This is a genomic window from Achromobacter sp. RW408, assembly GCF_003184165.1.
In the GTDB taxonomy this organism is placed as follows: Bacteria; Pseudomonadota; Gammaproteobacteria; order Burkholderiales; family Burkholderiaceae_B; genus Achromobacter; species Achromobacter xylosoxidans.
Genome location: NZ_QHHO01000046.1, coordinates 1213043 through 1239252, shown reverse-complemented (window position 1 = coordinate 1239252; position 26210 = coordinate 1213043). Strand labels below are relative to the sequence as shown.

The 26210-nt window shown below is 67.4% G+C and carries 22 protein-coding genes and 1 other RNA gene; 17 read left to right on the top strand and 6 right to left on the bottom strand.

Translation table 11 applies throughout. From position 1 onward, the window contains the following. Position 1: 1 nt before the first annotated feature. Together DK459_RS15765 and DK459_RS15760 are read right to left on the bottom strand one after the other, a co-directional pair. Positions 2-1009: a phage major capsid protein, P2 family gene (locus DK459_RS15765; protein ID WP_058664979.1), complete on the bottom strand. Its 1008-nt coding sequence runs from the start codon at positions 1007-1009 to the stop codon at positions 2-4. Positions 1010-1053: 44 nt separating this feature from the next. Further along, positions 1054-1914, bottom strand: a complete 861-nt coding sequence (locus tag DK459_RS15760; protein ID WP_110134418.1) for a GPO family capsid scaffolding protein — start codon at positions 1912-1914, stop codon at positions 1054-1056. A 140-nt stretch (positions 1915-2054) separates the two neighbouring features. Between DK459_RS15760 and DK459_RS15755 the strand changes: the two genes are divergently transcribed. Both DK459_RS15755 and DK459_RS15750 read left to right on the top strand, forming a co-directional pair. Further along, positions 2055-3809: a terminase ATPase subunit family protein gene (locus tag DK459_RS15755; RefSeq protein ID WP_006390733.1), complete on the top strand. Its 1755-nt coding sequence runs from the start codon at positions 2055-2057 to the stop codon at positions 3807-3809. Beyond that, the gene (locus tag DK459_RS15750) at positions 3806-4831 is read left to right on the top strand and encodes a phage portal protein (RefSeq protein ID WP_110134419.1); all 1026 of its coding nucleotides are present in this window, start codon (positions 3806-3808) and stop codon (positions 4829-4831) included. The genes DK459_RS15755 and DK459_RS15750 overlap by 4 nt, the downstream gene beginning before the upstream one ends. An 81-nt stretch (positions 4832-4912) precedes the next feature. Here the strand turns inward: DK459_RS15750 and DK459_RS15745 are convergent, their stop codons facing one another. The 3 genes from DK459_RS15745 to DK459_RS30420 form a co-directional block, all read right to left on the bottom strand. Further along, positions 4913-5200, bottom strand: a complete 288-nt coding sequence (locus DK459_RS15745; RefSeq protein WP_146221870.1) for a hypothetical protein — start codon at positions 5198-5200, stop codon at positions 4913-4915. A gap of 209 nt (positions 5201-5409) precedes the next feature. Continuing rightward, the gene (locus DK459_RS30425; protein ID WP_146221871.1) at positions 5410-5781 is read right to left on the bottom strand and encodes a hypothetical protein; all 372 of its coding nucleotides are present in this window, start codon (positions 5779-5781) and stop codon (positions 5410-5412) included. Further along, positions 5774-6334 (bottom strand): hypothetical protein, encoded by a 561-nt coding sequence (locus DK459_RS30420; protein WP_146221872.1) that lies wholly within the window; start codon positions 6332-6334, stop codon positions 5774-5776. Before DK459_RS30420 ends, DK459_RS30425 begins: the two co-directional genes overlap by 8 nt. Before the next feature lie 1222 nt (positions 6335-7556). Here DK459_RS30420 and DK459_RS15735 point away from each other — a divergent pair. The 9 genes from DK459_RS15735 (at position 7557) to DK459_RS15695 (ending at position 15403) form a co-directional block, all read left to right on the top strand. Beyond that, positions 7557-8321 carry an enoyl-CoA hydratase/isomerase family protein gene (locus DK459_RS15735; protein WP_006385518.1) on the top strand — a complete coding sequence of 255 codons (765 nt, stop codon included), beginning with the start codon at positions 7557-7559 and terminating at the stop codon, positions 8319-8321. Continuing rightward, the gene (locus tag DK459_RS15730) at positions 8318-9940 is read left to right on the top strand and encodes an AMP-binding protein (protein ID WP_026383151.1); all 1623 of its coding nucleotides are present in this window, start codon (positions 8318-8320) and stop codon (positions 9938-9940) included. The genes DK459_RS15735 and DK459_RS15730 overlap by 4 nt, the downstream gene beginning before the upstream one ends. Then, on the top strand, positions 9937-10887 hold the full coding sequence (locus DK459_RS15725) for a hydroxymethylglutaryl-CoA lyase (protein WP_006385516.1): 951 nt from the start codon (positions 9937-9939) through the stop codon (positions 10885-10887). The genes DK459_RS15730 and DK459_RS15725 overlap by 4 nt, the downstream gene beginning before the upstream one ends. A gap of 87 nt (positions 10888-10974) precedes the next feature. Next, positions 10975-11511, top strand: a complete 537-nt coding sequence (locus tag DK459_RS15720) for a MarR family winged helix-turn-helix transcriptional regulator (protein ID WP_006385515.1) — start codon at positions 10975-10977, stop codon at positions 11509-11511. A gap of 90 nt (positions 11512-11601) precedes the next feature. Beyond that, on the top strand, positions 11602-12336 hold the full coding sequence (locus DK459_RS15715) for an enoyl-CoA hydratase/isomerase family protein (protein WP_047993231.1): 735 nt from the start codon (positions 11602-11604) through the stop codon (positions 12334-12336). Then, a complete protein-coding gene (locus DK459_RS15710) occupies positions 12333-13529 on the top strand; it encodes a CaiB/BaiF CoA-transferase family protein (protein WP_020926762.1) in 1197 nt (398 codons plus the stop codon). The genes DK459_RS15715 and DK459_RS15710 overlap by 4 nt, the downstream gene beginning before the upstream one ends. A 71-nt stretch (positions 13530-13600) precedes the next feature. Next, positions 13601-14572 carry a tripartite tricarboxylate transporter substrate binding protein gene (locus tag DK459_RS15705; protein WP_110134858.1) on the top strand — a complete coding sequence of 324 codons (972 nt, stop codon included), beginning with the start codon at positions 13601-13603 and terminating at the stop codon, positions 14570-14572. A 151-nt stretch (positions 14573-14723) separates the two neighbouring features. Then, the gene (locus DK459_RS15700) at positions 14724-14978 is read left to right on the top strand and encodes a type II toxin-antitoxin system prevent-host-death family antitoxin (protein WP_110134857.1); all 255 of its coding nucleotides are present in this window, start codon (positions 14724-14726) and stop codon (positions 14976-14978) included. Continuing rightward, the gene (locus tag DK459_RS15695; RefSeq protein WP_035181958.1) at positions 14975-15403 is read left to right on the top strand and encodes a type II toxin-antitoxin system VapC family toxin; all 429 of its coding nucleotides are present in this window, start codon (positions 14975-14977) and stop codon (positions 15401-15403) included. The genes DK459_RS15700 and DK459_RS15695 overlap by 4 nt, the downstream gene beginning before the upstream one ends. A 75-nt stretch (positions 15404-15478) precedes the next feature. Here DK459_RS15695 and DK459_RS15690 read toward each other — a convergent pair whose 3' ends face one another. Continuing rightward, positions 15479-16432: a nitronate monooxygenase family protein gene (locus DK459_RS15690; RefSeq protein WP_024070109.1), complete on the bottom strand. Its 954-nt coding sequence runs from the start codon at positions 16430-16432 to the stop codon at positions 15479-15481. A 215-nt stretch (positions 16433-16647) separates the two neighbouring features. Here DK459_RS15690 and DK459_RS15685 point away from each other — a divergent pair, with 215 nt between their 5' ends. From DK459_RS15685 to dnaX, 6 genes are all read left to right on the top strand, one after another. Further along, the gene (locus DK459_RS15685; RefSeq protein ID WP_049053907.1) at positions 16648-17847 is read left to right on the top strand and encodes an MFS transporter; all 1200 of its coding nucleotides are present in this window, start codon (positions 16648-16650) and stop codon (positions 17845-17847) included. Positions 17848-17863: 16 nt separating this feature from the next. Next, positions 17864-18025, top strand: coding sequence for a hypothetical protein (locus DK459_RS30800; protein WP_006385506.1), 162 nt, complete (start codon positions 17864-17866; stop codon positions 18023-18025). Positions 18026-18084: 59 nt separating this feature from the next. Continuing rightward, a complete protein-coding gene (locus DK459_RS15680; protein ID WP_110134856.1) occupies positions 18085-20748 on the top strand; it encodes a PD-(D/E)XK nuclease family protein in 2664 nt (887 codons plus the stop codon). A 3-nt stretch (positions 20749-20751) separates the two neighbouring features. Beyond that, positions 20752-24315, top strand: coding sequence for an exodeoxyribonuclease V subunit beta (locus DK459_RS15675; protein ID WP_024070106.1), 3564 nt, complete (start codon positions 20752-20754; stop codon positions 24313-24315). A gap of 238 nt (positions 24316-24553) precedes the next feature. Continuing rightward, an RNA gene (ffs, locus tag DK459_RS15670) (signal recognition particle sRNA small type) lies at positions 24554-24651 on the top strand. Between the two features lie 120 nt (positions 24652-24771). Then, the coding region (gene dnaX / locus DK459_RS15665) for a DNA polymerase III subunit gamma/tau (RefSeq protein ID WP_110134899.1) at positions 24772-26210 on the top strand (1439 nt) is incomplete at its 3' end.

Sequence of the window (26210 nt, the reverse complement as noted above, 5' to 3'; positions counted from 1 at the left end):
GTCAGGCCTGCACCAGCTCGATGTTTTCGACCATGGCGGCTTGGCCGTAGTCTTCCACCACGTAGTCGTCGTTGGAGCTTTCGTAGGTGTCCACGCGGCTGCGCTTGGCGTTTTCCTCGATGTGACGACGGCGCCCGCCAATCTGCCAGTACAGAGACAGGTTATCCAGCGGGGTGATGAGCACCTTCTTTTCGGGGAAGAAGGGCGCCTGCACCGCCGGCAGGCCGCCGATACGCTTCTGGCTGATGATCAGGTCTGCCGCCAGCGTGTCGGTGGCGCGGCTGTCCTGGTTGACCAGCGGGAAATACTTGTCGTGCATGAGGCCACGGCCGACGATGGCGACCAGGCCGGCGTTTTCGCGGTGCCACGGGTCCAGCAGCGTGATGGCGTCGTAGACCAGGGCGTCCAGGTTCTTGTAGTCGCCACTGGCGCCAACTTGGACCTTGCCCGGCGTCTTGCCCTCGTTCATGACGCGCTCTTCCGCGTACTCGCGCATCTTCTGCAGCCAGCCCTTGTTCACGTCCTGCAGCAGCGGGTTGGTGCTGGGGTTGGTCGTGGACGCCACGCTGTTGCCATTGAAGCCGATCATGATGCGGTCGAGCGCCTGGCGCTGGATCAGCAGATCGCGGATGCGGATCTCGAAGTCCTTGAAATGCGCCCAGGCGTCGAGCTTGGCGTAGGGGATGAAGGAATCGAAATCGGTGTGGCGGCAGTAGTAGCCGTTCACGTCCAGCGTGGTCAGGTCGCGCGGTTCGCGGTCCTTGACCTTGGTGTCGGTACGCGAGGCGATGGGGCCGGAGAGGTTCAGGCCCAGCTTGTCGCCCTGCTGCTCGGTGACGCCGATCATGTTGATCTTGGTCAGGAAGGCCGAGCTTTCTTGAATCTTGGTCTCCATCGTCTGTTGCACGGACGGCACGACGTTGAAGGTCTGCGTTACGCTGTCGACGCCGTTGAGTTCGGCCAGGTTGTGCAGATAGGCGTTGAAGAGGACGCGGGTTTCGTTGCGCATGTTGTGGTTCCGATTTGGTTTTGATGGGTGAGGATCGGCCCGCGTTAGCAGTCCGTTTTCAGGCGGCCGTCACCGCCAGCGGCCGGCGGGCGCTGCGAGTGGTTGCCGGGCGTCTTGTCGAGCTGGGCGCGCAGCTCGGCCAGTTCCTTGGCGGTCGCAGCGTTTTTCTTGAATTCCTCCATCTCGGTCGTGACCTTGGTGACGGCGGCGGCCAGGTCGCCGGTGGTCTTCTTGATTGCCGCTTCCAGGGTGTTGAATGCTTGCAACGCGGCAGTGACGTCCATGGCCTGGGAGAAGCTCGGCGCGGGCGGGATGGGCTTAGGTGCTTGGCCGGGCAGCAGCGCGCGGAAGAAGGCGCCGAGCGCTTGCATTGCTCCGGCGGCATCGTCGTCGGGTTTGGCTTCGTCGTCGAAGTTAATGGGCGTTTCCAGCAGGCTGGAGAACAGGTTTTCCGGCGACTGCTTGCGGCCAGCGAGCGGGTTGGACGCGGGATTCTTGGCGGCGAATTCCAGAATCGACGTTCCCAGGCTGGCCGGGCTGTCGGTGACGCCCAGGCCGACCAAGCCGCACTTGCCGGTGCCGGCGAAGTCTTCTTGAATTTCGATGGACGTATAGATTTTCTGGCGGCCCTTCGTCATGGACACCAGCGCGGGGGTGGGGTCCAGCTGCGCTTGCAGCGTGAGCTTGCCTTCATCGTTTTCTTCGGTGCGCACGGCCAGGACATCGCCGTAGGCGCAGAACGGACTTTCCGGCACGACGCCGCGAATATGTTCCATCCAGATGCGTGCGCCGTACTTCTCGCGGTTGTAGGTTGCCGCGATCTCTTCCAGCCAGGTGCGCTGGATGTTGCGGCCATCGGTGGTCTGGCCTTCGGTGGCCACGGTAAACCAGCGGTCTTTTTTCATAGGGTTTGGCTCGTTGGTGGTGTTCGGGTGTTGCCATACTGGCCCCCGCCGCCCGGCCACTCAACGGCGCGGCGTTGTGCGCGTGCGTTCCAGAAGAGACGGCTTCACGCGCGCGCGGAGAAGCCCGGCAGGATGGCGGCATGTTGCAATCCACCGACCATATCGACCCGCGCCGCGTCGCTCGTGACCTGTACTGGCAGGGCTGGCGCATATCGTCCATTGCCCGCCACCTGAGCGAAAAGCGCACCACGGTGCACAGTTGGAAAACGCGCGACGGCTGGGACAAGGCTTCGCCCGTCGAGCGCGTAGAGACCGCACTTGATGCCCGCCTATGCACGCTCATCGCCAAGACCGAGAAGGACGGGCGCGACTTCAAAGAAATCGACCTGCTGGGTCGTCAGCTTGAGCGCACCGCGCGCGTGCGCAAGTTCGATGAGGACGGGCGCGATTCCACGCTGAATCCCGCGCTTGACCGGCGCAATGCAGGGCCGAAGCGCAAGCCCGAGCGCAATGCGATCAGCGACGAGCAGGCGCAAAAGCTGTCACAGGCGTTCCGTGATTCCCTGTTCGACTATCAGAAGGTCTGGCTGCGAAATGGCGATCAGCGCACCCGGATGATCCTCAAGTCGCGGCAGATTGGGGCAACCTGGTACTTCGCGCGGGAGGCGCTGGACGATGCGATCAGGACGGGCCGAAATCAAATCTTCCTGTCCGCCTCGAAGGCGCAGGCGCACGTCTTCAAGCAGTACATCATTCAATTCGCGCGAGAGGCCGCGGACGTCGATCTCAAGGGCGATCCCATCGTCTTGCCGAACGGCGCGCACCTGTACTTTCTCGGCACGAACGCACGCACGGCGCAGAGCTACCACGGCAATTTCTACTTCGATGAGTTCTTCTGGGTGCCGAAGTTCGCGGAGCTGAACAAGGTGGCCAGCGGCATGGCGCTGCATAAGCATTGGCGCAAGACCTATTTTTCCACCCCGTCCAGCATGGCCCACGAAGCCTATCCACTTTGGACTGGCGACGTGTTCAACAAGCGCCGCGCCAAGCGCGATCAAGTGGCCATTGAGCTGGCGCACTCGATCTTGAAGAATGGCCACCAGTGTGATGACCGCATTTGGCGGCAGATCGTCACCATCCTGGACGCCGAGGCTGGCGGCTGCAACCTGTTCGACATTGATGAGCTGCGGCTTGAGTACAGCCCCGATCAGTTCGAAAACCTGCTGATGTGCGGGTTCATCGATGACACCGCATCCATCTTCCCGCTATCGGTGCTGCAGGGCTGCATGGTGGATTCCATGGTCGAGTGGGTCGATGTGCAGAAGTTTCTGCTTCGGCCCTACGGACACTGGCCGGTGCTGGTGGGCTATGACCCGTCTCTGTCGGGAGATTCCGCCGGTTGTGTTGTGTTGGCCGCGCCGCGCACCCCCGGCGGCAAGTTCCGCGTGCTGGAGTATCACCAGTTCAAGGGGATGGACTTCGCAGCCCAGGCCAAGAAGATCGAGGAAATCACGAAGCGGTACGCTGTTGCCTACATCGGTATCGACGCCACCGGCATGGGGCAAGGCGTGTTCCAGCTGGTCAAGCAGTTCTTTCCCGGCGTTCGATCCTACAGCTATTCGCCCGAGGTCAAAGGCCGTCTGGTGCTCAAGGCCGGGGATGTGATCCGCAACAAACGTCTGGAGTTCGACGCCGGCGCCACCGACCTGGCGCAGTCGCTCATGGCAATTCGCAAGACCACCACCGCCAGCGGTCGCAGTGTCACATACGATGCCGGCCGGGCCAGCGAGACCGGGCACGCTGACCTGGCCTGGGCGCTGATGCATGCGCTGGATTGGGAACCCCTGGAAGGCGCCGCAGGCGTCGGAAAAAGCTTCATGGAGATTTACGGATGAAACGGAAAAGCAAGGCGGCCAGCGCTGCGCCGGCGCCCATGCCTGAAAAGGTCGAGGCCTTCACCTTCGGTGACCCGGTGCCGGTGCTTGATCGGCGCGAGATACTGGACTATCTGGAGTGCTGGCGCAATGGGCGCTGGTACGAGCCGCCGATCAATTTCGGCGGCCTGTCCAAGACGTTCCGGGCCAGCCCGCACCATAGTTCGGCTATCTACTTCAAGGCCAATATCCTGGCCTCCACGCTGCTGCCGCATCCTGCATTTGGCCGTGATACCTGCCTGAAAATGGCCATCGATTTTCTGACCTTCGGCAACACCTACGCGGAGCGGCTGGACAGCATGACGGGCAAGCTGATCATGATGAAGCACGCGCTTGCGAAGTACACGCGGCGCGGCGTTGAGCCTGGCCGCTTCTTCTTTCTGCCCAGCTCCGGCCAGGAGTATGAATTCCGCGCCGGCACGGTGTGCCAGTTGATGCAGCCGGATATCAACCAGGAAATCTATGGCCTGCCCGAGTACCTGGCCGCGCTCAATGCCGCATGGTTGAACGAGTCCGCGACGCTGTTCCGGCGCAAGTACTACCACAACGGCAGTCATGCGGGATTCATCATGTACGTGACGGACACCCTGCCGGACGGTGGCTATGTCGATGACATCCGCGAGGCGATGAAGAACTCGAAAGGGCCGGGCAACTTCCGCAACCTCTTTGTCTATGCGCCCGGCGGCAAGAAAGACGGCATGCAGATCATCCCGGTTAGCGAGGTGGCCGCGCGCGATGACTTTTTCAACATCAAGAACGTGTCGCGCGATGACGTGCTCGCCGCGCACCGGGTGCCGCCGCAGCTCATGGGCCTGGTGCCGACGAACTCGGGCGGCTTCGGCACGCCGATATCGGCGGCGAAGGTGTTCGCGCGTAACGAGCTTGAGCCGCTGCAGGCCAAGTTCCTGGAAATCAATGACTGGTTGGGCGATGAGGTTGTGCGCTTCAAGCCCTACATGATCCCCGGAGAAGGCGACGAGTAGCGCGCCCGAACCACAGGCGTCAGCCCCGCACTAGCGGGGCTTTTTTCGTCTGCGCCGCGCGGTGGTCTGCAGGCCTGGCCCTCACCGACGCTCGCCGCGCTTGCGCCCCTGTTTGACTGCCAGCGGCTCGGTCAGACAGGGTTCGCGCTGGATGTATTCCAGCAGGCCGGTGACCTGGTCAATCACATCCTGGCGATGGCGCAGGCTTGCCGCGTTTCGCATACCGGCTTCCAACGCGATCAGAACGCGCTGCAGGCGCCAGATTTCCCAGGCCAAGGCGCAGGTCTCGGTGGTGGGGTTGCGGGCGTACAGCTCGCGTATGCGCGCCGCAGACATGGGCGTAGGTGGGGGACGGTCGAGCAGGGTCATGATGGGCACCTCATAGTACTGTACAAATATACAGTAGATCGACCCGTCACCACCTCTGGCGCGCAGTCTTCCCCCCTCCACGCCTGCCCGCTAAATCTATGAAAAAAGACTCACCCCTGCGTCACCCCTTGCTGCCAGCGTTTGCGCGCCTCTACGGGCCGCTGGCGGGGCTTGGCAGGCGATGCAGAACGACGCACCTACGACGCACTTTAGAGAATGCGCACCAGGTCACCGACGCTAGGGTTGCGGAACGGGGCGGTCGCCACCTCCTGGCCACGGCCAAACAGGCCAAACTGATCACGTTTGTATGTCTCTGTGTTTTCAACAGTCGCAAGGCGAGGTTGTAGGTGCGTCACCCGGCCCCGTCCTTTAACCAGTTCTAGCTGGCCTAAGGACTCGTTAGTCACCGGGTCAAATAGCTCTTCGCCAATCGCATAGATCAATACCTCTTGACCGTGGCGTAGCCCTGCTTGTTCCCCCAGATTGATAACCAGTTCTGTCGGGGAACTAACTTTGACAACCCTGCCGCCGGATAGCTTCAGTGCGGCGGCGAGAGCGTTGCGGTTTACATCGTTAGTCATGGTTTGCATTCTCCAAATGCTCTATTCGAACGTTGCGCCTAGCTTGCAAGCTCTTCCAGCGGGACTGATCGCGCAAGAAGCCCCACAGGTCCTCCGCGGATTGATAGCCGCGCCAAACAATGCACTGAGGGTAGTCGTCGCTCGTAAAGGTCTCTACGTATAACAGGGCCACCGGTGTAATGCTGTCCACCTCGTTCGTTAATGAAAGAAGTAGTCCTCTTTCCAGCCACGGGGCCTTGTCCAATATGATGATCATTCGCCCTTCATAATAGACATCGCCTTGCTTGACTAGACGAACTGTGAGAGGCGGCGAATCGGATATCGCGGCGATATCTGCTCTGATGGCTGCCTCGCGTAAATAGGCGCCTCGCAAGACGCCGCAGAGGGCGCCGAGCAGCACAACGCCTACGCCGGTTAGCGTCTTGGTGAGGGGCGTGGTTCCTTGCAGCGTGTCGAAGTAGGTAAGTGCTGCGAAGACAGTCGCTGTTGGAAATGTGGCCCACTTCCAGCCACGTTTCCCAACATCCCAGACAAATTCTATAAAAGCGGCCATGCGCATGCTCTTGTTGTCAGTGGTCGCTGATCGGATCGTTGTTGCTCATTCTGCCGATGGTAGCCCGAGGGTGCAACGATAGCCGATGGTTAGCGGTAGGTGCGCCATCCTCAAGCCCTTTTGCACAATCCTTACGCATATTCGGGGAGGGGCTGGGAAAAACCTAACCTTCCTAACCGGGCCAGAAATTGATGTGTAAGGTACTGATTTTTATAGGTAATTGTGGTTAGGTTCAAAACCTAACCTGACCTAACCTGAAACCTAACCTCGTCGTAAGTCTTTGATTTATATGAATATCTATTTTCTATAAGGTTAGGGTATAGAAACCTAACCGGGTTAGGCTTTGGTTAGGAAAAGGTTAGGTTTTCCGAAACGCCGGAAACCCGCATGAATAAAGGCGCTCCGGCCGATTCGCTAAGGTCGGTTAGGAAGGTTAGGTTTTTCCCAGCCCTTCCCGAAATATTGAAAAGGAGCTCTGTCACGTCGGCGCCCGGTGCGCTCGTCGTCGTCGCACTGGATCCTCGATCGCGTTCCGGCGCCGGCCGACGCGCCGGCCAGGTGCTGGCGCTGCAGGTGGTGGCGGAGGTGGCCAGCAGCTCGCGGCGGCCGCGGCGGCGCGCTGACCAGATGCCGGCGCTGCAGGTGGTGGTGAAGGTGGCCAGTACAGCTCGCGGCCACCGGCGACGTGCTGGCCAGGTGCTGCGCTGCAGGCGGTGGTGGACGTGGCCAGCAGCTCGCGGCGGGCGCCGGCGGCGCGCGGCCAGGTGCCGGTGCTGCAGGTCGAGGTGATCGAGGCCAGCAGGCTGCAGCGGTGGCCGGCATGCTTGCCCGCATGTAGCAAACGGGACGATGGTTATGACGCGGGCGTACCGAGCTACGGAGGATAGGGAAAAAACGGGGGAGGCCGGCCGAAGCTACTGCTACAAAACTACTACAGCACATTGGCGAAACCCAATGTTTATGCGGGTTTCCGGGCTGTAGGGTTCGCCGTTAACTACGGCGAGACTGCGCGATGGCTTCGCGCTGGAATCGCATCAGGCCAAGTGACGCCTAGTGCTTTGATATTCCAGGGAAAGACCGGCGCGCAAGTGTAACACCATTGGGTAAGCACCGAAATTTAGTGGATTAAATCAACTATATGTCCTATATTGCCTGGCATGGCCAGTCGTTGTCGCCGCCGCGCGGCGGTCCGGCCGCATACCCAGAACATCCAGGAGCAGGCATGACCCCGACTTTCCACACGATCCTGCTGGACGTGCAGGACCGTGTCGCCACGGTGACGCTGAACCGGCCCGACAGCCGCAACGCGCTCAATTCCCTCATGTGCGCCGAATTGGTGCAGGCCATGCAGCAACTGGCTGACGATCCGGACGCGCACGTGGTGTTGATCGCCGCGGCCGGCACGGCATTCTGTGCCGGCGCCGACCTCAAGGAGCGCAAGACCATGTCGAACGCGGAAATGACGGCGCGCCGGGTACAGGGCTTCGCCGCCTATGCCGCGATCGAACGCCTGCCGCAGCCGGTGATCGCGGTGGTGCAGGGCGCGGCGTTCGGCTCCGGTTGCGAGATCGCCGGCGCCTGCGACTTCGTGCTGGCCTCGTCCGAGGCCACGTTCTGCTATCCGGAGGTGGGGTGGGGCACGGTCGGCGCCACGCAGCGCCTGCCGCGCATCGCCGGCGCGCGCAAGGCCAAGGAATTGCTGTTCACCGGCCGCCGTTTCGATGCGGCCGAAGCGCGCGAGATCGGCCTGGTCAATCATGTGTATGCGCCCGACGCGCTGGCGGGCGAAGCGGCGCGCATGGCGGCGGCCATCGCGCGCGCCGCGCCGCTGACCGTCAGGCTGACCAAGCGCAGCATCGACCAGGGATTGGCGACCACGCGCGAAGGCGCGATGGCGATCGAGTTGCTGGCCATCGAGGAAAATCTGCGCGGCAGCGACTGGAAGCAGGCCATCGCCGGCTTCGGCGCGGCGGGAGACAAGGCATGATCGGTCCGATGACCCTGTCGCAGGCGCTGGCGCGCCAGGTGGCCGAGCGCGGCGCCGCCGAGGCCTTCGTCGCGCCCGGCGAACGCCACACCTGGGCCGCGCTGCAGGATGGCGCGCAACGTATCGCCCGCGGCCTGCATGCGGCCGGCGTGCGCCGTGGCGACCACGTCGGCGTGCTGCTGGGCAACGGCGGCACCTGGGTGCAGGTGTTCTATGCCTGCGCCATGCTGGGCGCCGTGACGGTGCCGGTCAATACGCGCTTCAAGACCGATGAGCTGGCGTTCTGCCTCAGGCAGGCCGACGTCAAGCTGCTGCTGACGGCCGACTCATTCCTGGGCATCGACTTCCTCGGCCTGCTCACCCAGGTCGAGCCGGCGCTTGACAGTGGCTTGCCCGGCGAGGCGCTGCCGTTGCTGCGGCGCGTAGTGGTGCTGGGCGAGCGCTGCCTCGCGGGCGCGCAGCCTTGGCAGGACTTCCTGCGTGCCGGCGAGACGGTCGACGATATCGAGCTCGACACCGCGCTGCGCGCCGTGGCGCCCGACGACGTATTGCTGATCCAGTACACCTCGGGCACGACCTCGTTTCCCAAGGGCGTGATGCTGACGCATGCCAACATGCTGACCAACGCCTGGGCCGCGGCGCAGCGCATCGGCGTGCGGCCCGACGACCGCTATTTCAGCATCCGTCCGTACTTCCATGTGGCCGGCACTACCTTGTCGATCCTGGTCAGCCTGATGACCGGTTGCTGCCTGCTGACGCTGCCGAAGTTCGACGTGGCCGAGGCGCTGCGCATGCTCGATGAAGAACGCTGCACGCTGACGTCCGGCAACGACACCATCTTCCTCATGCTGATGGGACATCCCGATTTCGACCGCAAGCGCATTCATCTGCGCGGCGGATGGGCGGCGGCAGGTCCGCAGGTGATGGGCAAGATCCGCGACGTGATGGGCGTGCCGGGCATCTGCAACGCCTACGGCCAGTCCGAAGCCTCGCCCAACATCACACTGTCCGCGCACGACGATCCCTTCGAACTGCGCGCCATGGGTTGGGCTTTGCCGCATCCCGGCATGCAGGTGCGCGTGGTGGATCCGGGCACGGGCGCACCGCTGCCCGCCGGCATGCAGGGCGAGATCCAGGCGCGCGGTTGGAGCGTAATGAAGGGCTATTACAAGATGCCCGAGGCCACCGCCAAAGCGCTTGGCGCGGACGGCTGGCTCAGCACCGGCGACCTGGGCGAAATGGACGCGGCGGGCCGGCTGCGCATGGTGGGCCGCCTGAAGGACATGTTCCGCGTGGGCGGCGAGAACGTCGCGCCGGCGGAAGTGGAAGAGACCCTGCACGGCCACCCCGCCGTGCGCATGGCGCAGGTGGTGGGCGTGCCGGATGCGCGCCTGGGCGAAGTGCCGGCGGCGTTCGTGCTGCTCAAGGAGGGCCAGGATTGCACGCCGGACGAGCTGACGGCCTGGTGCAAGGCGCATTGCGCCAACTTCAAGGTGCCGCGCTATGTCGAGATCGTCGATAGCTTCGAGCACATCGGCATGACCGGCAGTTCCAAAGTGCAGAAGAACAAGCTGCGCGCCCACGCGCTGGCGCTGTTCGGACTGGAGCAGCAGGCATGAGCGCGCGCGACGTGGTGCTGTGCGAATGTTTCGCGCGCGACGGCCTGCAGCATGAGCCGGACTTCATCGACACCGCGGTCAAGGTCGACCTGATCGACCGCTTTGCCGCGCTGGGCTTCGAGCGGGTCGAGGCGACCTCGTATTCCAATCCCAAGGTGGTGCCGCAATTCGCCGACGCCACCGAGTTGCTGGCGGCGCTGCCGCGGCGCGCCGGCGTCTGGTACAAGGCGACCTGCGCCAATGCGCGCGCCGTCGAGCGCGCGCGGGCCGACCTGGATGCCGGCATCGGCGCCAACGAGATCAGCCTGCTGGTCTCGGCCAGTGAATCGCATTCGACGCGCAACCTGAAGCGCGATCGCGCCGCCCAATGGGACAACATCGCGGAGATGGCGCGGCTGGCGGACGGCCGTTTCCGCCTGATCGGCACGATTTCGGTGGCGTTCGGCTGCCCGTTCGAAGGCGCCGTCGATCCGGAGACGGTCATGGCCGACGCGCGGCGCTTCGCCGCGCTGGGCGTGGACATTGTCACGCTGGGCGACACCACCGGCATGGCCACGCCGGCATCGGTGCGTGACCTGTATGGGCGCATGGCGCGCGAGGTGCCGCAGGTGACCCCGGTGGCGCATTTCCATGACACGCGCGGCACCGGCCTGGTGAACTACGTGGCGGCGCTGGAGGCAGGCGTCACCCACTTCGATTGCGCCTTCGGCGGTGTCGGCGGGCATCCGGCCAAAGTGCGCTACGGCGGCGGCCATACCGGCAACGTCGCCACCGAGGACCTGGTCAGCCTGTTCGAGTCCATGGGCGTGCGCACCGGCCTGGACCTGGCGGGGCTGGCGGCCGTCTCGGCCCATTGCCAGGAAGTGCTGGGGCGCGCCCTGCACAGCCGGGTGGCGCAAAGCGGGCTGAACCCGCTGATCGGCGCTGCCGCGGGAGCGGCCGCGTGAGGGGCGCGCGCCGCCTTTGTATATCATGCGGGCAGTGGCGCGCGCCGGGCGCGAACGCCACGTTTTCCCGCATCTGACGAGTCCGCCATGGCCACCCGCACCGCATCCAAGTCCGCCACCGCCGCGCGTCCCGCACCCCGGGCGCTCAAGGAACTGTTCTCGTACCGGCTGAACCGGCTGGCCTATGTTTCCAGCCGCATTGCCGCCGGCTTGAACGAAAGCCGCTACGGCGTCGGTCCGCGCGAATGGCGCATCATCGCGCTGCTGGGCGCGGCGCCCGACATGTCGTTGAACGCCGTGGCGCGCGAAGCCAACATCGACAAGAGCCAGGCCAGCCGCACCGTGTCCGAACTGATCGAGCGCGGCCTGATCCAGCGCAGTGCCGACAGCCAGGATGGCCGTGGCGTCAGCCTGGACCTGACGCGCGCCGGCCGCGCGCTGTACGAGGAAATTTTCCCCGCGGCGATCGAGCGCAACGAAAGCATGCTGTCGGTGCTATCGGATGCCGAGCGCGAGGCGATGGAGCGCATGCTGGACAAGCTGACGGCGCATGCGCTGGAGATGTTGAACGAATGCAAGGCGGAGGTGCCGGCGCGCCGCGGCCGCGGCGTGCAGCCGCGCTAACGCGTGGGCGCGCGCCCCGCGCCTTTTTTTACCCTTATTGTTGATTTAATCAATCACTTTGCTTGTCGCCATTGGAAGAGGATATCCGTGATGTCGGAATTGATCATTGAAGACCTGGGCGCGGTGCGGCTGCTGCGCCTGAACCGTCCGGAAAAGCACAACGCCCTGAACACCGCGTTGACCACGGCGCTGCTGGAGGCCTTGCGCCAGGCGGACCGCGACGACGCGGTGCGCGCGGTGGTGCTGGCGGGCAACGGCAAGTCGTTCTGCGCCGGCGCCGACACCGGCGAGTTCTCGGCCCTGACGCCGGAACAGCCCGACGCGGTGCTGCGCCGCGCCGATCTCACTACCGATCTGCACCTGGTGTTCTCGCGCATGGTCAAGCCGGTGATCGGCGCGGTCCATGGCAATGCGCTCGGCGGCGGCGCCGGCCTGGCGCTGGCATGTGACCTGACCGTGATGGCCGAGGACGTGCGCTTGGGCTATCCGGAACTGCGCCACGGCATCGTGGCCGCGGTGGTCATGGCCAACCTGGTGCGGCAGGTGGGCCGCAAGCATGCCTTCGAGCTGGTGGCGATGGCCGAGCCCATCGACGGCGCCCGCGCGCTGCAGCTGGGCATCGCCAACCGCGTCGCGCCCGCCGCGCAGGTGCTGGACCAGGCATTGGCGATGGCGCAACGCCTGGCTGGCTGGGAGCCGGCCGCCATGGGCCTGACCAAGCGCGCCTTCCATCGCGCGGCCGACCTGGGGCTGGCCGAGGCGCTGGGCGTGGGCCGCGACGCCAACGTCATCATGCGCGGCTTTCGCCAGGGAGCGGCGCGATGAGGCCGCTCGAAGGCGTCACCATCCTGGACCTGTCGCGGGTGCTGGCGTGCCCGTTCGCCTCGATGATCCTGGCCGAGCTGGGCGCCGACGTGATCAAGGTCGAACAGCCCGGCGGCGGCGATGAGACGCGCGGCTTCGAGCCCAAGGTGCGCGGCGAGGGCGGCACCGAGTCGGCCTATTACCTGGCCTTCAACCGCAGCAAGCAATCGGTCACGGTGAACTTCCGCCACCCCGAAGGGCAGGCGCTGATCCGGCGCCTGGCGCAGACCTGCGACGTGGTGGTCGAGAACTTCCCGGTCGGCACGCTCGCCAAATACGGGCTGGACCGCGAGCACATCGCGCCGGACAACCCCGGCCTGATCTATTTCTCGTGTACCGGGTTCGGCATGACCGGGCCGTACGCGCCGCGCAAAGGCTATGACACCGTATTCCAGGCCATGGGCGGGATCATGAGCCTGACCGGCGAGCGTGGCGGTGGCCCGGTCAAGCCGGGCCTGCCGGTGAGCGACCTGACCTCGGGCCTGTGGGCCGCCATCGGCATCCTGTCGGCGCTGGTGGGGCGGGCGCGTTCGGGGCAGGGCTGCCACATCGACTTCTCCATGCTGGACGGCCAGGTCGGCCTGCTGTCGCTGGCGGCCGCGCGTTACTTCGCGCTGGGTGAGGTGCCGCCGCGGCTGGGCACCGAACATCCCGGCCGGGTGCCGTCCGCCGCCTTCGAATGCGGCGACGGACGCTGGGTGCAGATAACGGGCAGCGATCAGCACTGGAAGCCGCTGTGCGAGGCGCTCGACCTGCCGCAATGGGCCGACGATCCGGAGCTGGCGCGCAACGCCGTGCGCGTGGCGCGCCGCGACGAAGTCATGGCCGGCCTGTCGGCCGCCGCCGCGCGGCTGACGCGCGACGAACTGTGTCGCCGCTGCGATGCGCGAGGCGTGCCGGCCGGCCCGATCCTGGACGTCGAGGAGATCCTGCACAACGAGCATGTGCTGGCGCGCGGCATGGTGGCCAGCTACGAGCATCCGTCCATCGGCCGCTTCGGCGCGGTGCCGGTCCCGTTCAAGTTCGATGGTTTCGACGATCCGCGGCTGGAGCGTCCGCCCTTGCTGGGCGAGCACACCGACAGCGTGCTGGCCGGCCGGCTCGGCCTGTCGCCGGCACAGATCGAGGCGTTACGCGCGCAGGGCGCGATCTAGCCATCGGGGCCATGCGCCCCGGGGCCTTTCCCCGCACCACACATAAAACACAATATCCCAGGAGACAAACCATGAAGACTCTGAAGCGCCTGCTGTGCGGCGTGGCGGTGGCGAGCGCGTTGTGCGCCCCTGCCGTCGCCGCCGATTCCTATCCCTCGCAGCCAATCACGCTGGTCAACCCATATGCCGCCGGCGGTCCCGCCGACGTGCTGGGGCGGGCCCTGGCGCGCGAGCTGGAAAAGCAGTTGGGCAAGACCATCATCGTCGAAAACAAGGCCGGCGGCGGCGCGGCCATCGGCGCCAACTTCGTGGCGCGGGCCAAGCCGGACGGCTACACGCTGTTGCTCGGCACCTCGGCCGCCCACGTGGTGACGCCGCTGATGCAGCAGACGCCGTACGACGGCATCAAGGACTTCGCCTTCGTCTCGATCGTCGCCAACCAGCCCAACATGCTGGTGGTGCGGCCCACGCTCAAGGCCGACAGCGTCGAACAATTGATCGCGATGGCGCGCAAGGAACCGGGCCGCATCAACTATGCCTCGGCCGGGCCGGGCAGCTCGCCGCACCTGGGCGCCGAACTGTTCCGCGAACGCGCCGGCGTGGACATCGTCCACATCCCCTACAGCGGCGCGGCGCCCGCCATCAATGACCTGGTGGGCGGCCAGGTGGATATGGCGGTGCTGAACCTGGCCGCCAGCCTGCAGTTCATCCGTAGCGGCCGGCTCAAGGCGCTGGCCTACGCCAACGGCCAGCGCTCGCCGTTGTTGCCGGATGTGCCGACCCTGGCCGAATCCGGGGTGAAGGGCGCGGAGTCGGCGTCCTGGTACAGCCTGGCCGCGCCCAAGGGCACGCCGCCGGAAATCCTCCAGCGTCTGAACGATGCGGTGGCCAAGATCAACGCCGATCCTGAATACAGCAAGCTGATGCAGGCGCAAGGGGTGGATCTGTGGAACATGACGCCGGCGGAGGCCACCGCCTTCGTCGAGAAGGACCAGGCCGCCATGCGCAAGCTGGTGCAGGCGGCGGGGTTGATGAAGAAATAGGACGGTTCCGGCGGCCGGAATGACGGTTTGCCGCCCTGGTCGGATCCTGATGAGCGGGAAAATCTCCCGGTGGCCCTGGCTGCCGGGGTTGTTTCATTGCTTTCTATGTAGTAACGTTACTACGTTATTTGTGAGGATCAGGGGATGCATCATGGCTATCACCACACTGTCCAGCCGGGAACTCAATCAGGACGTGACCCGCGCCAAGAAGGCGGCCCTGCATGGCCCGGTGTTCATCACGGACCGCGGCAAGCCATCCCACGTCCTGCTCGGCATCGAGGAATACTGGCGCCTGGTCGGCCAAAAACGAAATCTCGTCAGCGCATTGTCCATGCCGGGCCTTGCCGGCATCGATCTCGATGCCCCGCGCTCACGCGAGCTGCCCCGTCCCGCGGACGTCGACTGATGTTCCTGCTGGATACCAATGTGCTGTCCGAGCTGCGCAAAGCCGGCGACGGCAAGGCGGACAGGAACGTGATCGCCTGGTTCTCGAACGAGGACGCGGTGAACTTCTACGTTTCGGCGATCACGCTCATGGAAATCGAAATCGGCATCCTGCGCATGGAGCGGCGGGATGCCGACCAGGGCGCGCGCCTGCGGGCCTGGATGCGCGATCGCGTCCTGCCGGAATTCTCCAACCGGACGCTGCCGCTCGATGCGGCCGTGTCGTTGCGTTGCGCCAGGTTGCATGTGCCGGATCTGCGTCCGGAACGGGATGCCTTCATCGCGGCTACCGCGCTGGTGCACGGGATGACGCTCGTTACGCGAAACGTGTCCGATTTTTCCGGTTGCGGGGTCCGCCTCGTGAACCCTTGGGAAGCGAGTGCCTGAAAGACAACGCCCAGGCTGCGCCGGCGTTGAGCCGGCGTCGGATGTCCCGCGCCGACCGACGGCGGCGCTTCGCCGTCAACCCGCCAGCGCCGCCACGCGCCTGAGCGCGTCGCGCGTTTCCGCCACCAGTTGCTCCATCACGGCGCCGGCCGGCTGCAGGCTGTCGATCAATCCGGCGCTCTGGCCGGCCTCGACCTTGCCGCCCTGCACGTCGCCGTCGAAGGCTGCCTGCTTGAGGGAACTGCCGGCGAACATCGTCTCCAGCATGGCCTCGTCGCCGCCGCGCTCGGCCGCAAGGTAGTCGCGGGCGAAGGCGTTGCGCAGCATGCGCACCGGCGAGCGGCCGCGCCCCACCAGCGTGGTGTCGGCCACGCCGGCCGCCAGCACCGCGTCCTTGTAGGCATCGCACACGCCGGCCTCGGGCGTCAGCAGGAACCGGGTGCCCAGTTGCGCGCCCGCGGCGCCCAGGCACAGCGCGGCCGCGATGCCGGCGCCGTCGGCGATGCCGCCAGCCGCCACCACCGGCACCGACACGCGCCGCGCCACCGAGCGCAGCAGCACTTGCAGGCCGATTTCATCGGGGCCGGGATGGCCGCCGGCCTCCAGGCCGACGGCGATCACCGCGTCCACGCCGGCCGCTTCGGCCTTGGCGGCATGCTCGGGGCTGGCGATGACCTGCAGCCATTTGACGCCCGCCTCGCGCGCGCGGCCGATGTGCTTCTGCGGCCCGCCCTGCGAGGCGATGATGACCGGCACGCCTTCGGCCAGCGCGATGTCCATGTGTTCCTGCGCGCGCTTGTTGTAGAGCGGGATGTTGACCGCGTAGGGCGCGTCGGTGCCGGCGCGGACCTCGCGGATGGCGGCAAGCAGCGCCTCGGGGTACATCGGGCCGGCGGCGATCACGCCGAGCCCGCCGGCGCGCGACACCGCCAGCGCCAGCGCCGCGTTCGACGAGGCCCAGCTCATGCCGCCCTGGATGATGGGATAGCGCGTGCCCAACAGGCGGGTCAGCGGGGTTTGCAGAGTCATGGCTGATCAGAAGAGGGAAAAACCCATTCTGGTATATATGGTTGATAAAATCAACTATATTTTGCGTGGCACGCCTGTGAGCGAGCACGCCGTGCGCGATGCGCCGACGCGGGTATTGCCGGTCGCGCCAGGTTATTTGTTTATGATGTGCGCGTCTGGCCCAAGGCCCGGCCGTCCCGAGGAGGGGGCGCCTTTCCCCATCAATAAGAACAATCATGTCCAGCACTACCGATACGCGTTACGTGCGCACCATCATCCTGGGTACCCTGGTGGTGCTGCTTGCCATGGGCGTGCGCGCCACCTTTGGCCTGTTCATGCAGCCCATGGGCCTGGCCCACGGTTGGGGCCGCGATGTGTTTTCCATGGCCTTCGCGCTGCAGAACCTGGTGTGGGGCGTGGCCTGCATCTTCATGGGCATCCTGGCCGACCGCCATGGCTCCGGCCGCACCATCGCGCTGGGCGCGGTGCTGTACATGCTGGGCATGATCGGCACGCGCTTTGCCACGGACGAAACCACGCTGTACCTGAGCGCCGGCGTGCTGGTCGGCCTGGGGCAGGCCGGCACGACGTTCCCCGTGATCCTGCCGGTAGTGGCGCGCGTGGTGCCGCCGGCCTACCGCAGCACGGCCATGGGCATTGCCAGCGCCGGAGGCTCGCTCGGCCAGTTCGCCGTGGTGCCGACCGGCCAGGCGCTGATCACCGGCCTGGACTGGCCGGGCGCGCTGTGGGTGTTGTCGCTGTTCGTGGCATGCGCCGCGCCGCTGGCCTATTTCCTGCGCGGCCGGCCGCAGGCCCACGGCGGGCCGCAGCAGTCGCTGGCGGCGGCGGTGCGCCAGGCGGTGCGGCACCCGTCGTTCCACTTCCTGTTCTGGAGCTATTTCGTCTGTGGCTTCCACACAGCCTTCATCACGCTGCACCTGCCGGCCTACGTCACCGATGGCGGCCTGACGCCGGGGCAGGGCGCCACCGCGATCGCGCTCATCGGGCTGTTCAACGTGCTGGGGTCGTTCTACGCCGGCAAGCTGGGCGGCAAGTACAGCAAGAAGCGGCTGCTCGCGGTGGTCTACGGCATGCGCGCATTCGGCATCCTGCTGCTGCTGTGGATGCCCCTGTCGCCGTGGGTGCTGTATGCGTTCGCGGCCTGGATGGGGCTGTTCTGGCTCGGCACCGTGCCGCTGACGCAGGGGCTGATCGGCCAGATCTATGGCCTGCGCTATGCGGCGACCCTGTCCGGCATCGTCTTCCTGGGGCACCAGGTCGGCAGCTTCATCGGTGTCTGGCTGGGCGGCTACGCCTATGCCAAGACCGGCAACTACGACCTGGTCTGGTGGCTCGGCGTGGCGCTGGCGGTGGCCGCGGCCTTGCTGTGCCTGCCGGTGCGCGAACAGCCGCTGGCGCAGCCGGCCGCAGCCTGACAGGTCGCAACCCGCCATGAACGCCCGGCCTGCTCCCACGCCCGCCCGCCGCCATCGCGGCTGGCGGCTGCTGGGCTGGACGGCACTGGCGCTGGTGCTGGGCCTGGCCTTCTGGGGCTACACCACGCCCGAGATGCAGATCCACTGGGAAAACCTGGCTTCGCTGTGCGGTTTTTAGCCGCGCTGGCGCGGCGGCCTCGCGGTATCCTACGGCGGTGAACGATTCTTCGCCTTTCCATGCAGGACGACCCGCTTTCCCATCCTGACCTCAGCCTGCCCGAAATCGGCGCCATGCCCGCCGCCGACCTGCTGGTGCTGACGGTCAACAACCGCCTGTCGCGCCGGCTCACGCTCGAGCTGGCCGGGCTGTTGCGCCAGGAACGCCAGGTCAGCGAACTGCCGCGCATCCTGCCCCTGTCCGCCTGGCTGGCCGAGTCCGCCAACGAACTGGCGTTCGAGGACGACGAGGACGTGCCGGCCTATCGCCTCGACAGCTTCGCCACGCAGCTGGTCTGGACCGAGGCCATCCGCGCCGAAGAAGCCGAGCGCGTGCTGCTCGATGCCAGCCAGGCCGCCCGCCTGTCGATGGACGCCGACCTGCTGATGGACGAATGGACACTGCAGGTGCCGTCCGGCGCCGATACCGATGAGTACCGCGGCTTCGCCCGCTGGCGCCAGCGCTACCGCAAGGCGCTGGCCGCCATCGACGCCGAAGACGCGAACCAGGGTTATGCGCGGGTGTTGCGGGCGCTCGAAGACGGCCAGCTGGCCGTTCCCGGGCAGCTGGTGCTGGCCGGCTTCACCGATCTGTCGCCGCGTTTCCGGCGCCTGCTGCGCGCCTTCGAAGACCAGGGCTGCCTGATCGCGCAATGGCGCGATACCCAGCGCGCGCCGGCCACGCCGCGGCGCTTCGAGGCGGCCGACCACGGCGCCGAATGGCGCGCGGCGGCCGAATGGGCCGCGGGCCAGCTGGCACAGCATCCCACCGGCCGCTACGCCATCGTTTCGCCGCAGCTCGAGGCCGAGTCGCCGTTCGCGCGCCGCATCCTGAGCCAGGCGCTGGCCGGCCGCGATGGCGCGCCGGCATTCGCCTTCAACGTGGCCGTGGGCCGCCCGCTTGACGAATGGCCGATGGCGCGCGCGGCGCTGGCCTGGCTGCGGGCGCTGGCCGAATGCGCGGCCGGCAAGGGCTGCGCCGTCGAGGTGCTGGGCGCGGCCCTGCTGGCGGGGCACTGCGCGGGCGACGTCAGCGAACGCGCGCGCCTGGCCGCCATCGACGCGCGCTGGCGTCGTCGCGGGCAGGTCCATGTCGGCGCGGCCGAGTGGCGCAAGCAACTGGCGGCCTTGCCGCCGTTGGCGCAGGCCTGGGACCAGGCCATGGAAATCTGGACGCGCGGTGGCGCCCGCGCGTCTTGCGACGTCTGGATGCTGCGCATGAAAGCGGCGCTGACGGCGCTGGGCTTTCCCGGCGAAGGCGTGCTGGACAGTGTCGGCTACCAGGCGCTGGGGGCGCTGGGAGAAGCCCTGGGCGGTTTCTCCGCGCTGGCACCCGCCGCCGGCAAGCTGGGCGGCGTGGCGGCGGTCAATCTGCTGCAGAGCGTGGCGCGCTCGGCTTCGTTCCAGCCGCAGCGCGATCCCTCGGCGCGGCTCGACGTGCTGGGCCTGCTGGAAGCCGAAGGCGGCTTCTGGGACGGTATCTGGATACTGGGCCTGACCGACGACGTGCTGCCTGCCTCGCCCAAGCCGAATCCGTTGCTGCCCCTGGCGGTGCTGCGCCAGGCCAAGGCGCCGCGCGCCACGCCCGAACGCGAACGCGAATGGGCCGAGGGCATCTACGCGGCGTTGTGCCGTTGCGCGCCGCAGGTGATCGTCAGCCATGCGCACATGGACGGCGAACGCGAACTGCGGCCGTCGCCGCTGATCGCCGCTGCTGCCCCCACCGACTGGCGGCCGGCGCCGGTCGCGGCCGTGGCCGCCCTGCCGCAGGAATCGCTGGACGATATGCGCGGACCGCCGCTGGCGGCCGATGACCGTGGCGGCGGCGGCCTGGACGTGCTCGACACGCAGGCGCGCAACCCCTTGTGGGCCTTCGTGCGGCATCGGCTGGGCGGGCGCGAGCTGGCGCCCTATGCCGACGCGGCCACGGTGAACGTGCGCGGCCAGTTCCTGCACAAGGCGCTCGAGCTGGTGTGGGGCATGCTGCCCGACCAGGAGGCCCTGCACGAAACGCTGGCAGCGGGGCGCCTGCCGGCGCTGCTGGAACAGGCGGTGGCGCAGGCGGCGGACGAGGAACTCCAGGAATACGCGCCGGCCCTGAAGGCGCTGGAATGCGCGCGCGCCAGGACGGTGCTGGCGGCGTGGCTCGACATGGAGGCGCAACGCCTGCCGTTCGCGGTGGCGCAGGTCGAGAAAAACCACCAATGGCGCCATGGCGCGCTGCACCTGAAGCTGCGGCTGGACCGCATCGACACGCTGGCCGATGGCCGCAACGTCATCGTCGACTACAAGACCGGGGTGGCCGCCGCCAAGCCCGAGCCGGATTGGTCGCGCAGCCGCCCCGTCAACGTGCAGCTGCCGTTCTATGCCTCGGTGCTGGCCGATGCCGCCGGCGGCGAGGTGGCCGGCCTGGTGCTGGCCCAGATCCACGCGCGCCAGGTGGCCGCGCAGGGACTGGCCGACGAAGACCTGGGCATGGAAGGCGTGACGCTGGCCGCCGAGAGCAAGTATTTCGATGGCTTGTCCTGGCCCGAGATCCGCCAGCGCTGGCGCGCCGCGATCGAGTCGCTGGCCGATGAATACGTGGCGGGCTACGCCGCCAACGTCGCCTATCGCCGCGACGACCTGAAATACTGCGATGCGCTGCCGTTCCTGCGCTTGCACCTGGACGATGAGGACGCCTGAGCCATGGCCGATGTCGAACGCCAGCCCCAGGACCACGCCGCCCGCGCGGCCGCGCTGGACCCTGCCCGCTCGTTCCTGGTGCAGGCTCCCGCCGGCTCCGGCAAGACCGAGCTGCTGACCGACCGCATCCTGGCGCTGCTGGCCACCGTCAACCGCCCCGAGGAAATCGTCGCCATCACCTTCACGCGCAAGGCCGCGTCCGAGATGCATGCGCGCGTGCTCAGCAAGCTGCGCCGCGGGCTGGACGCGCCGCCCGAGGCCGCGCACGAACGCCGCAGCTGGGACCTGGCGCGCGCCGCGCTGGCGCGCAACGACGCGCAGCAGTGGCATCTGCTGGACCACCCCGCGCGCCTGGCCATCCGTACCATCGACTCGTTCTGCGCCGGCCTGGTGCGCAGCATGCCGTGGCTGTCCGAACTGGGCGGCATGCCCGAGATCACCGACGACGCGCGAGCGCATTACGAGGCCGCGGCCCGCGCCACGCTCGACCTGGCGGACGACTACGACGCGGTGCGCATCCTGTTGCAGCACATGGACGTGGACGTGCAGGCCGCCAAGGACGCCATCGCCGACATGCTCGGCCAGCGCGACCAGTGGCTGCCGCTGCTGCGCCACGGCTCCGACCGCGAGGCCCTGGAAGAAACGCTGGCCGAAGCCATCGGCGAGGACCTGGACGCGCTGTGCGAGGCCATGCCGCTTGGCTGGGCCGAAGCGCTGTGCGGTCCCGCGCGGCTGGCCGCGGCCCAGTTGCAGGACGGCGGCGAAGACGACCGGCTGGCGCCGCTGCGCGACTGGACCGACGAACTGCCGGCCGACGCCGAGGCGCTGGACCAGTGGCGCGCCGTGGCCCATCTGCTGCTGACCGGCACCGGGTCGCTGCGCAAGACCGTCAACAAGAACCTGGGCTTTCCCGCCAAGTGCGCGCATAAGGAACCCTTCGTCGCCTGGCTCGAGAGCGCCGATGGCGACGCCCCGTGGGTGCGGCGCCTGGCTGCCGTGCGCGATATCCCCGCGCCGCGATTGAGCGATGCCCAGTGGGAAGTGCTGGGCGCGCAGCTGATGACGCTGGCGCTGGCCGTGGCGCAGCTGCGGCTGCGCTTCGCCGATACCGGCGAGGTCGATTTCATCGAGATCTCGCAACGCGCCGCCGCGGCGCTGGGCAGCGCCGACGATCCCGGCGAACTGCTGCTCAAGCTGGATGCGTCCATCCGCCATCTGCTGATCGACGAATTCCAGGACACCAGCCAGACGCAGCTGGATCTGTTGAAAACGTTGACCTCCGGCTGGCAGGCGGGAGATGGCCGCACGTTGTTCCTGGTGGGCGACCCGATGCAGTCGATCTACCGTTTCCGCAAGGCGGAAGTGGGCCTGTTCCTGGAAGTGGCGCAGCGGGGCGTGGGGGAACTCCAGCCCGGCTTTCTCAACCTCACCGACAATTTCCGTTCGCAGGCGGGCATCGTCGACTGGGTCAACGAATCGTTCGCGCAATTGCTGCCCAAGCGCAGCGACGCCGCCGCGGGCGCCATCAAGTACAGCCCGTCCAGCGCGTTCCACGAGACCCTGCCGGATCCGGCGGTGCGCTTTCATCCCGCCTGGTCGCGCGGCGGCGGCGTTCCGGCGGAGGAGCAGGCCGAGAATATCGCGGTCGGCCTGGTGCGCCAGGCGTTGGCGGACCACGCGGGCAGCAAGCATCCGGTCGCCATCCTGGTGCGGGCCCGCAGCCACCTTGGCAACCTCACGCGCCGGCTGGCGCAGGAGGGCATCCGCTGCCGCGCGGTGGACCTGGTGCCGCTGGCGTTGCGGCCGGTGGTGGCGGACCTGGTGCAGTTGGTGCGGGCGCTGTCCCACCCGGGCGACCGGCTGGCCTGGCTGTCGGTGCTGCGGGCGCCGTTCTGCGGCCTGACGCTGGAATCGTTGCAGCGCCTGTTCGGCGCCGACCACGTCACGCCGGTGCCGGTGCTGCTGGAGCGGTTGTTGCGCCCCGCGCCGGCCCGGCCCGCCGACACCCCGCCGGTGCGGGCCGTCTCGGCCACGGTCCCAGCCGCGTCGCGGCAGGGCTCGCTGTTCGACGACACCGAGAATCCGGCGCAGGGGGCGTTGTTCGATGACGCCGCGCCGCCTGGCGATCCGGCCGGGACGACCCGGCAAACAGGCGCGGCGTTGCCGCCGGACGATGCCGGCGCGCGGCTTTCGGCCGAGGCTTTGCTGCATCCCGATGAATACGCCCGCCTGCGGCAGGTGGCGGCGGTGCTGCTGGACTCGCGCAACGCCTCGGGCGCCATGCCGTTCGCGGCCTGGATCGAGACGCTGTGGCGCCGCCTGGGCGGTCCCGCGCTCTACAGCGGGCCGTCGGTGGCCAATGACGCCGAAAGCCTGTTCCAGCTGGTCGAGCGCCTGGCGCCGCACGGCGCCATCGATCCGGCCGCGCTGGACGCCGGCATCGCGCGGCTGTTCGCGGCGCCCGATGCGGCCGACGAAGAGGCTGCCGTCGAGATCATGACCATGCACAAGTCCAAGGGCCTGCAGTTCGAAACCGTCATCCTTTACGGCCTGCATCGCGCCCCGCGCGGCGACCAGCCGCCGCTGGTGCGCTTCGAGCAAAGCGGCGGGCGGGTGCTGTTCGGCCCGGTCAAGCCGCGCGCCGAGACCGAGGCCGACCCCGTGTCGCGCTACCTCGGCGCGCGCGAGGCGCGCCGCGCTTCCTACGAAATCGACCGCCTGCTGTACGTGGCCGCGACCCGCGCCCGCAAGCGCCTGCATCTGGTTGGCCACGTCGCCATCGACGAAGCCACCGGCCAGGCCAAGACGCCGTCCTCCGCCAGCCTGCTGGGCCGCCTCTGGCCCTGCCTGACAACACCCGTGCCGCCCGCGACGGACGGCGATGGCGCCGAACCCCGCGACGACGGCCCGGAATGGCAAGGCGAGCCCCTGCGCCGCGTGCATCGCGACGGCCTGGCGCAACTGGCGCGCCAGGCCGATGTCGCCATCAGCCCCGGCTTCGCCGCGGCCGCGCGCGGCGCCTGGGGCGACAGCGCCGAGCATCCCGCCTGGCAACTCGAATCCGGCTACGACGCCGCCATCGGCACCTTGGCCCACGCCTGGCTGGCCCGCATCGGCCAGGACGGCATCGCCGCCTGGCCAGCCGAGGCCCTGGCCCACCGCCTGCCCGCCATGCGTCGCCAACTGACCCGCGCCGGCATCCCCGCCAGCCAGGCCGATACCGCCGCCGAAGCCGTCCTGGATACCCTCCAGTCCACCCTCGCCGACGACCGTGGCCTCTGGCTCCTGTCCCAATCCGGCGCCCGCCGCGAATGGCCCCTCATCGACGCCGCCGGCAAGGTCTCCGTCATCGACCTGGCCCTGAGCACCGAAGACGGCTGGCTGATCGTCGACTACAAAACAGGCCGCCCCCAACCCAACGAATCCCCCGCCGCCTTCGCCCAACGCATGCGCCAACGCCACGGCGACCAACTCCTGCGCTACTGCGCCCAAGTCACCGCCCTGGACGGCCGCAAAGCCCGCGCCGCCCTCTACTTCCCCCGCGCCCGCGCCTGGATCGACCTATAGCTCCTCACCAAAACGAACCCAGCACCGCAACGTCCTCGCCTTCAGGAAAAAATCCAAAGCAAGCAACCAAGGAAAAGTGAGGCAAAGCGAAGCGAGCCCCCAAGACAAGCGAAGCAAAGTCTTCCTCCCTCCCCCTCGGGGGGAGGGCCGGGGAGGGGGCGCACATACAGCCCCTCGGGGCCCGCCAAGCAAGAGGCTAGCCGAGCGAGCAACGCGAAGCTCTGCTAGAATCTTGCTTGGCGGGCCCCTTCGCATGGTTCGACGGTGAACCTGGTCAGGTCGGGAACGAAGCAGCCATAGTCGTTTAGGGTCAGTGCCGGAGTAAGGCTCGCCAACCGGTTTCTCAAAGGGGACGGGGTTGTTTTCCAAGGGGATATCCCCGGAAGATGATTCCGTCCCTTTTGCATTTCCTGCCGGCAATCGCATAGGCTCTTGCAAAGGCTCTACAATCCCGCCATGACTTATCTGGTACTGGCCCGCAAGTGGCGGCCGCGATCGTTCGATACCCTCGTGGGACAGGATCACGTGGTGCGCGCGCTGACGCATGCGCTCGATACCCAGCGCCTGCACCACGCCTGGCTGTTCACCGGCACCCGCGGCGTCGGCAAGACCACGCTGTCGCGCATCCTGGCCAAATCGCTCAACTGCGAAACCGGCATCACCTCCAAGCCCTGCGGCGTCTGTCGCGCCTGCACCGAGATCGATGCCGGCCGTTTCGTCGACTATCTCGAACTGGACGCGGCCTCGAACCGCGGCGTCGAGGAAATGACCCAGCTGCTGGAGCAGGCCGTCTACGCGCCGGGCGCGGGCCGCTTCAAGGTCTACATGATCGACGAAGTGCACATGCTCACCGGGCACGCGTTCAACGCGATGCTCAAGACGCTGGAAGAGCCTCCGCCGCACGTCAAATTCATCCTCGCCACCACCGACCCGCAGAAGATCCCGGTCACGGTGCTGTCGCGCTGCCTGCAATTCAATCTGAAGCAGATGCCGGCCGACTCCATCGTGGGCCACCTGCAGGCGGTGCTGGGCGAAGAGCAGGTCGGCTTCGAAGTGCCGGCCCTGCGCCTGATCGGCCAGGCCGCGTCGGGTTCCATGCGCGATGCGTTGTCGCTGACCGACCAGGCCATCGCCTACAGCGCCGGCAATCTCACCGAGGACGCCGTGCGCGGCATGCTCGGCACCATCGACCAGCGCCACCTGGTGCGCCTGCTGGATGCGCTGTCCACCGGCGACGCCAAGGGCGTGCTGGCGGTGGCCGACGAACTCGCCACGCGCGGCCTGTCGTACGCCGGCGCGCTGGCCGACCTGGCCGTGCTGCTGTCGCGCGTCGCCATCGAGCAGCGCGTGTCCGGCGTGACGCCGGCCGAGGATCCGCTGGCGGCCGACATCGCCCGCCTGGCGCAGTCGCTGCATCCCGACGCGGTGCAACTGTTCTATTCTGTGGCGGTGCACAGCCGCGGCGAACTGACGCTGGCGCCGGACGAGTACGCCGGCTTCATCATGGCTTGCCTGCGCATGCTGGCGCTCAACGGTGACGCCGGTCCGCAGACCGCCATCGAGGCGCCTGCCACGCCGGCCCGCCAGACAGCCGAACCCGCCGTGGCCGCCGCGCAGCCGCCGCAGGCAGCGCCGGTCGCCGCCGCTCCTGCGGTGGAACGGCCCGCGCCGGCGGCGCAACCGGCGGCACCCGCGCCGGCGCCCGTGGCGGCGACGCCCGCGCCATCCGTGCCTGTGAGCGCGCCGCAAGCGAACGTCGCGCCGGTTCCGGCCGCCGCGCCTGCGCCGATGGCCGCGGCGCCTGTCACCGCGCCCGCCGCACCCGCCGCGCCCGCCCAGCCGGCCGCTGCCAGCGTGCCGCCTTGGGAAGACGCTCCCGCCGCCGCGGATGCCGC

Bases quoted from the DNA above. Each gene is read 5' to 3' on its own strand.
- DK459_RS15765 (WP_058664979.1), bottom strand. From the start codon at position 1,009: ATGCGCAACGAAACCCGCGTCCTCTTCAACGCCTATCTGCACAACCTG.
- DK459_RS15760 (WP_110134418.1), bottom strand. From the start codon at position 1,914: ATGAAAAAAGACCGCTGGTTTACCGTGGCCACCGAAGGCCAGACCACC.
- DK459_RS15755 (WP_006390733.1), top strand. From the start codon at position 2,055: ATGTTGCAATCCACCGACCATATCGACCCGCGCCGCGTCGCTCGTGAC.
- DK459_RS15750 (WP_110134419.1), top strand. From the start codon at position 3,806: ATGAAACGGAAAAGCAAGGCGGCCAGCGCTGCGCCGGCGCCCATGCCT.
- DK459_RS15745 (WP_146221870.1), bottom strand. From the start codon at position 5,200: ATGACCCTGCTCGACCGTCCCCCACCTACGCCCATGTCTGCGGCGCGC.
- DK459_RS30425 (WP_146221871.1), bottom strand. From the start codon at position 5,781: ATGACTAACGATGTAAACCGCAACGCTCTCGCCGCCGCACTGAAGCTA.
- DK459_RS30420 (WP_146221872.1), bottom strand. From the start codon at position 6,334: ATGGCCGCTTTTATAGAATTTGTCTGGGATGTTGGGAAACGTGGCTGG.
- DK459_RS15735 (WP_006385518.1), top strand. From the start codon at position 7,557: ATGACCCCGACTTTCCACACGATCCTGCTGGACGTGCAGGACCGTGTC.
- DK459_RS15730 (WP_026383151.1), top strand. From the start codon at position 8,318: ATGATCGGTCCGATGACCCTGTCGCAGGCGCTGGCGCGCCAGGTGGCC.
- DK459_RS15725 (WP_006385516.1), top strand. From the start codon at position 9,937: ATGAGCGCGCGCGACGTGGTGCTGTGCGAATGTTTCGCGCGCGACGGC.
- DK459_RS15720 (WP_006385515.1), top strand. From the start codon at position 10,975: ATGGCCACCCGCACCGCATCCAAGTCCGCCACCGCCGCGCGTCCCGCA.
- DK459_RS15715 (WP_047993231.1), top strand. From the start codon at position 11,602: ATGTCGGAATTGATCATTGAAGACCTGGGCGCGGTGCGGCTGCTGCGC.
- DK459_RS15710 (WP_020926762.1), top strand. From the start codon at position 12,333: ATGAGGCCGCTCGAAGGCGTCACCATCCTGGACCTGTCGCGGGTGCTG.
- DK459_RS15705 (WP_110134858.1), top strand. From the start codon at position 13,601: ATGAAGACTCTGAAGCGCCTGCTGTGCGGCGTGGCGGTGGCGAGCGCG.
- DK459_RS15700 (WP_110134857.1), top strand. From the start codon at position 14,724: ATGGCTATCACCACACTGTCCAGCCGGGAACTCAATCAGGACGTGACC.
- DK459_RS15690 (WP_024070109.1), bottom strand. From the start codon at position 16,432: ATGACTCTGCAAACCCCGCTGACCCGCCTGTTGGGCACGCGCTATCCC.
- DK459_RS15685 (WP_049053907.1), top strand. From the start codon at position 16,648: ATGTCCAGCACTACCGATACGCGTTACGTGCGCACCATCATCCTGGGT.
- DK459_RS30800 (WP_006385506.1), top strand. From the start codon at position 17,864: ATGAACGCCCGGCCTGCTCCCACGCCCGCCCGCCGCCATCGCGGCTGG.
- DK459_RS15680 (WP_110134856.1), top strand. From the start codon at position 18,085: ATGCAGGACGACCCGCTTTCCCATCCTGACCTCAGCCTGCCCGAAATC.
- DK459_RS15675 (WP_024070106.1), top strand. From the start codon at position 20,752: ATGGCCGATGTCGAACGCCAGCCCCAGGACCACGCCGCCCGCGCGGCC.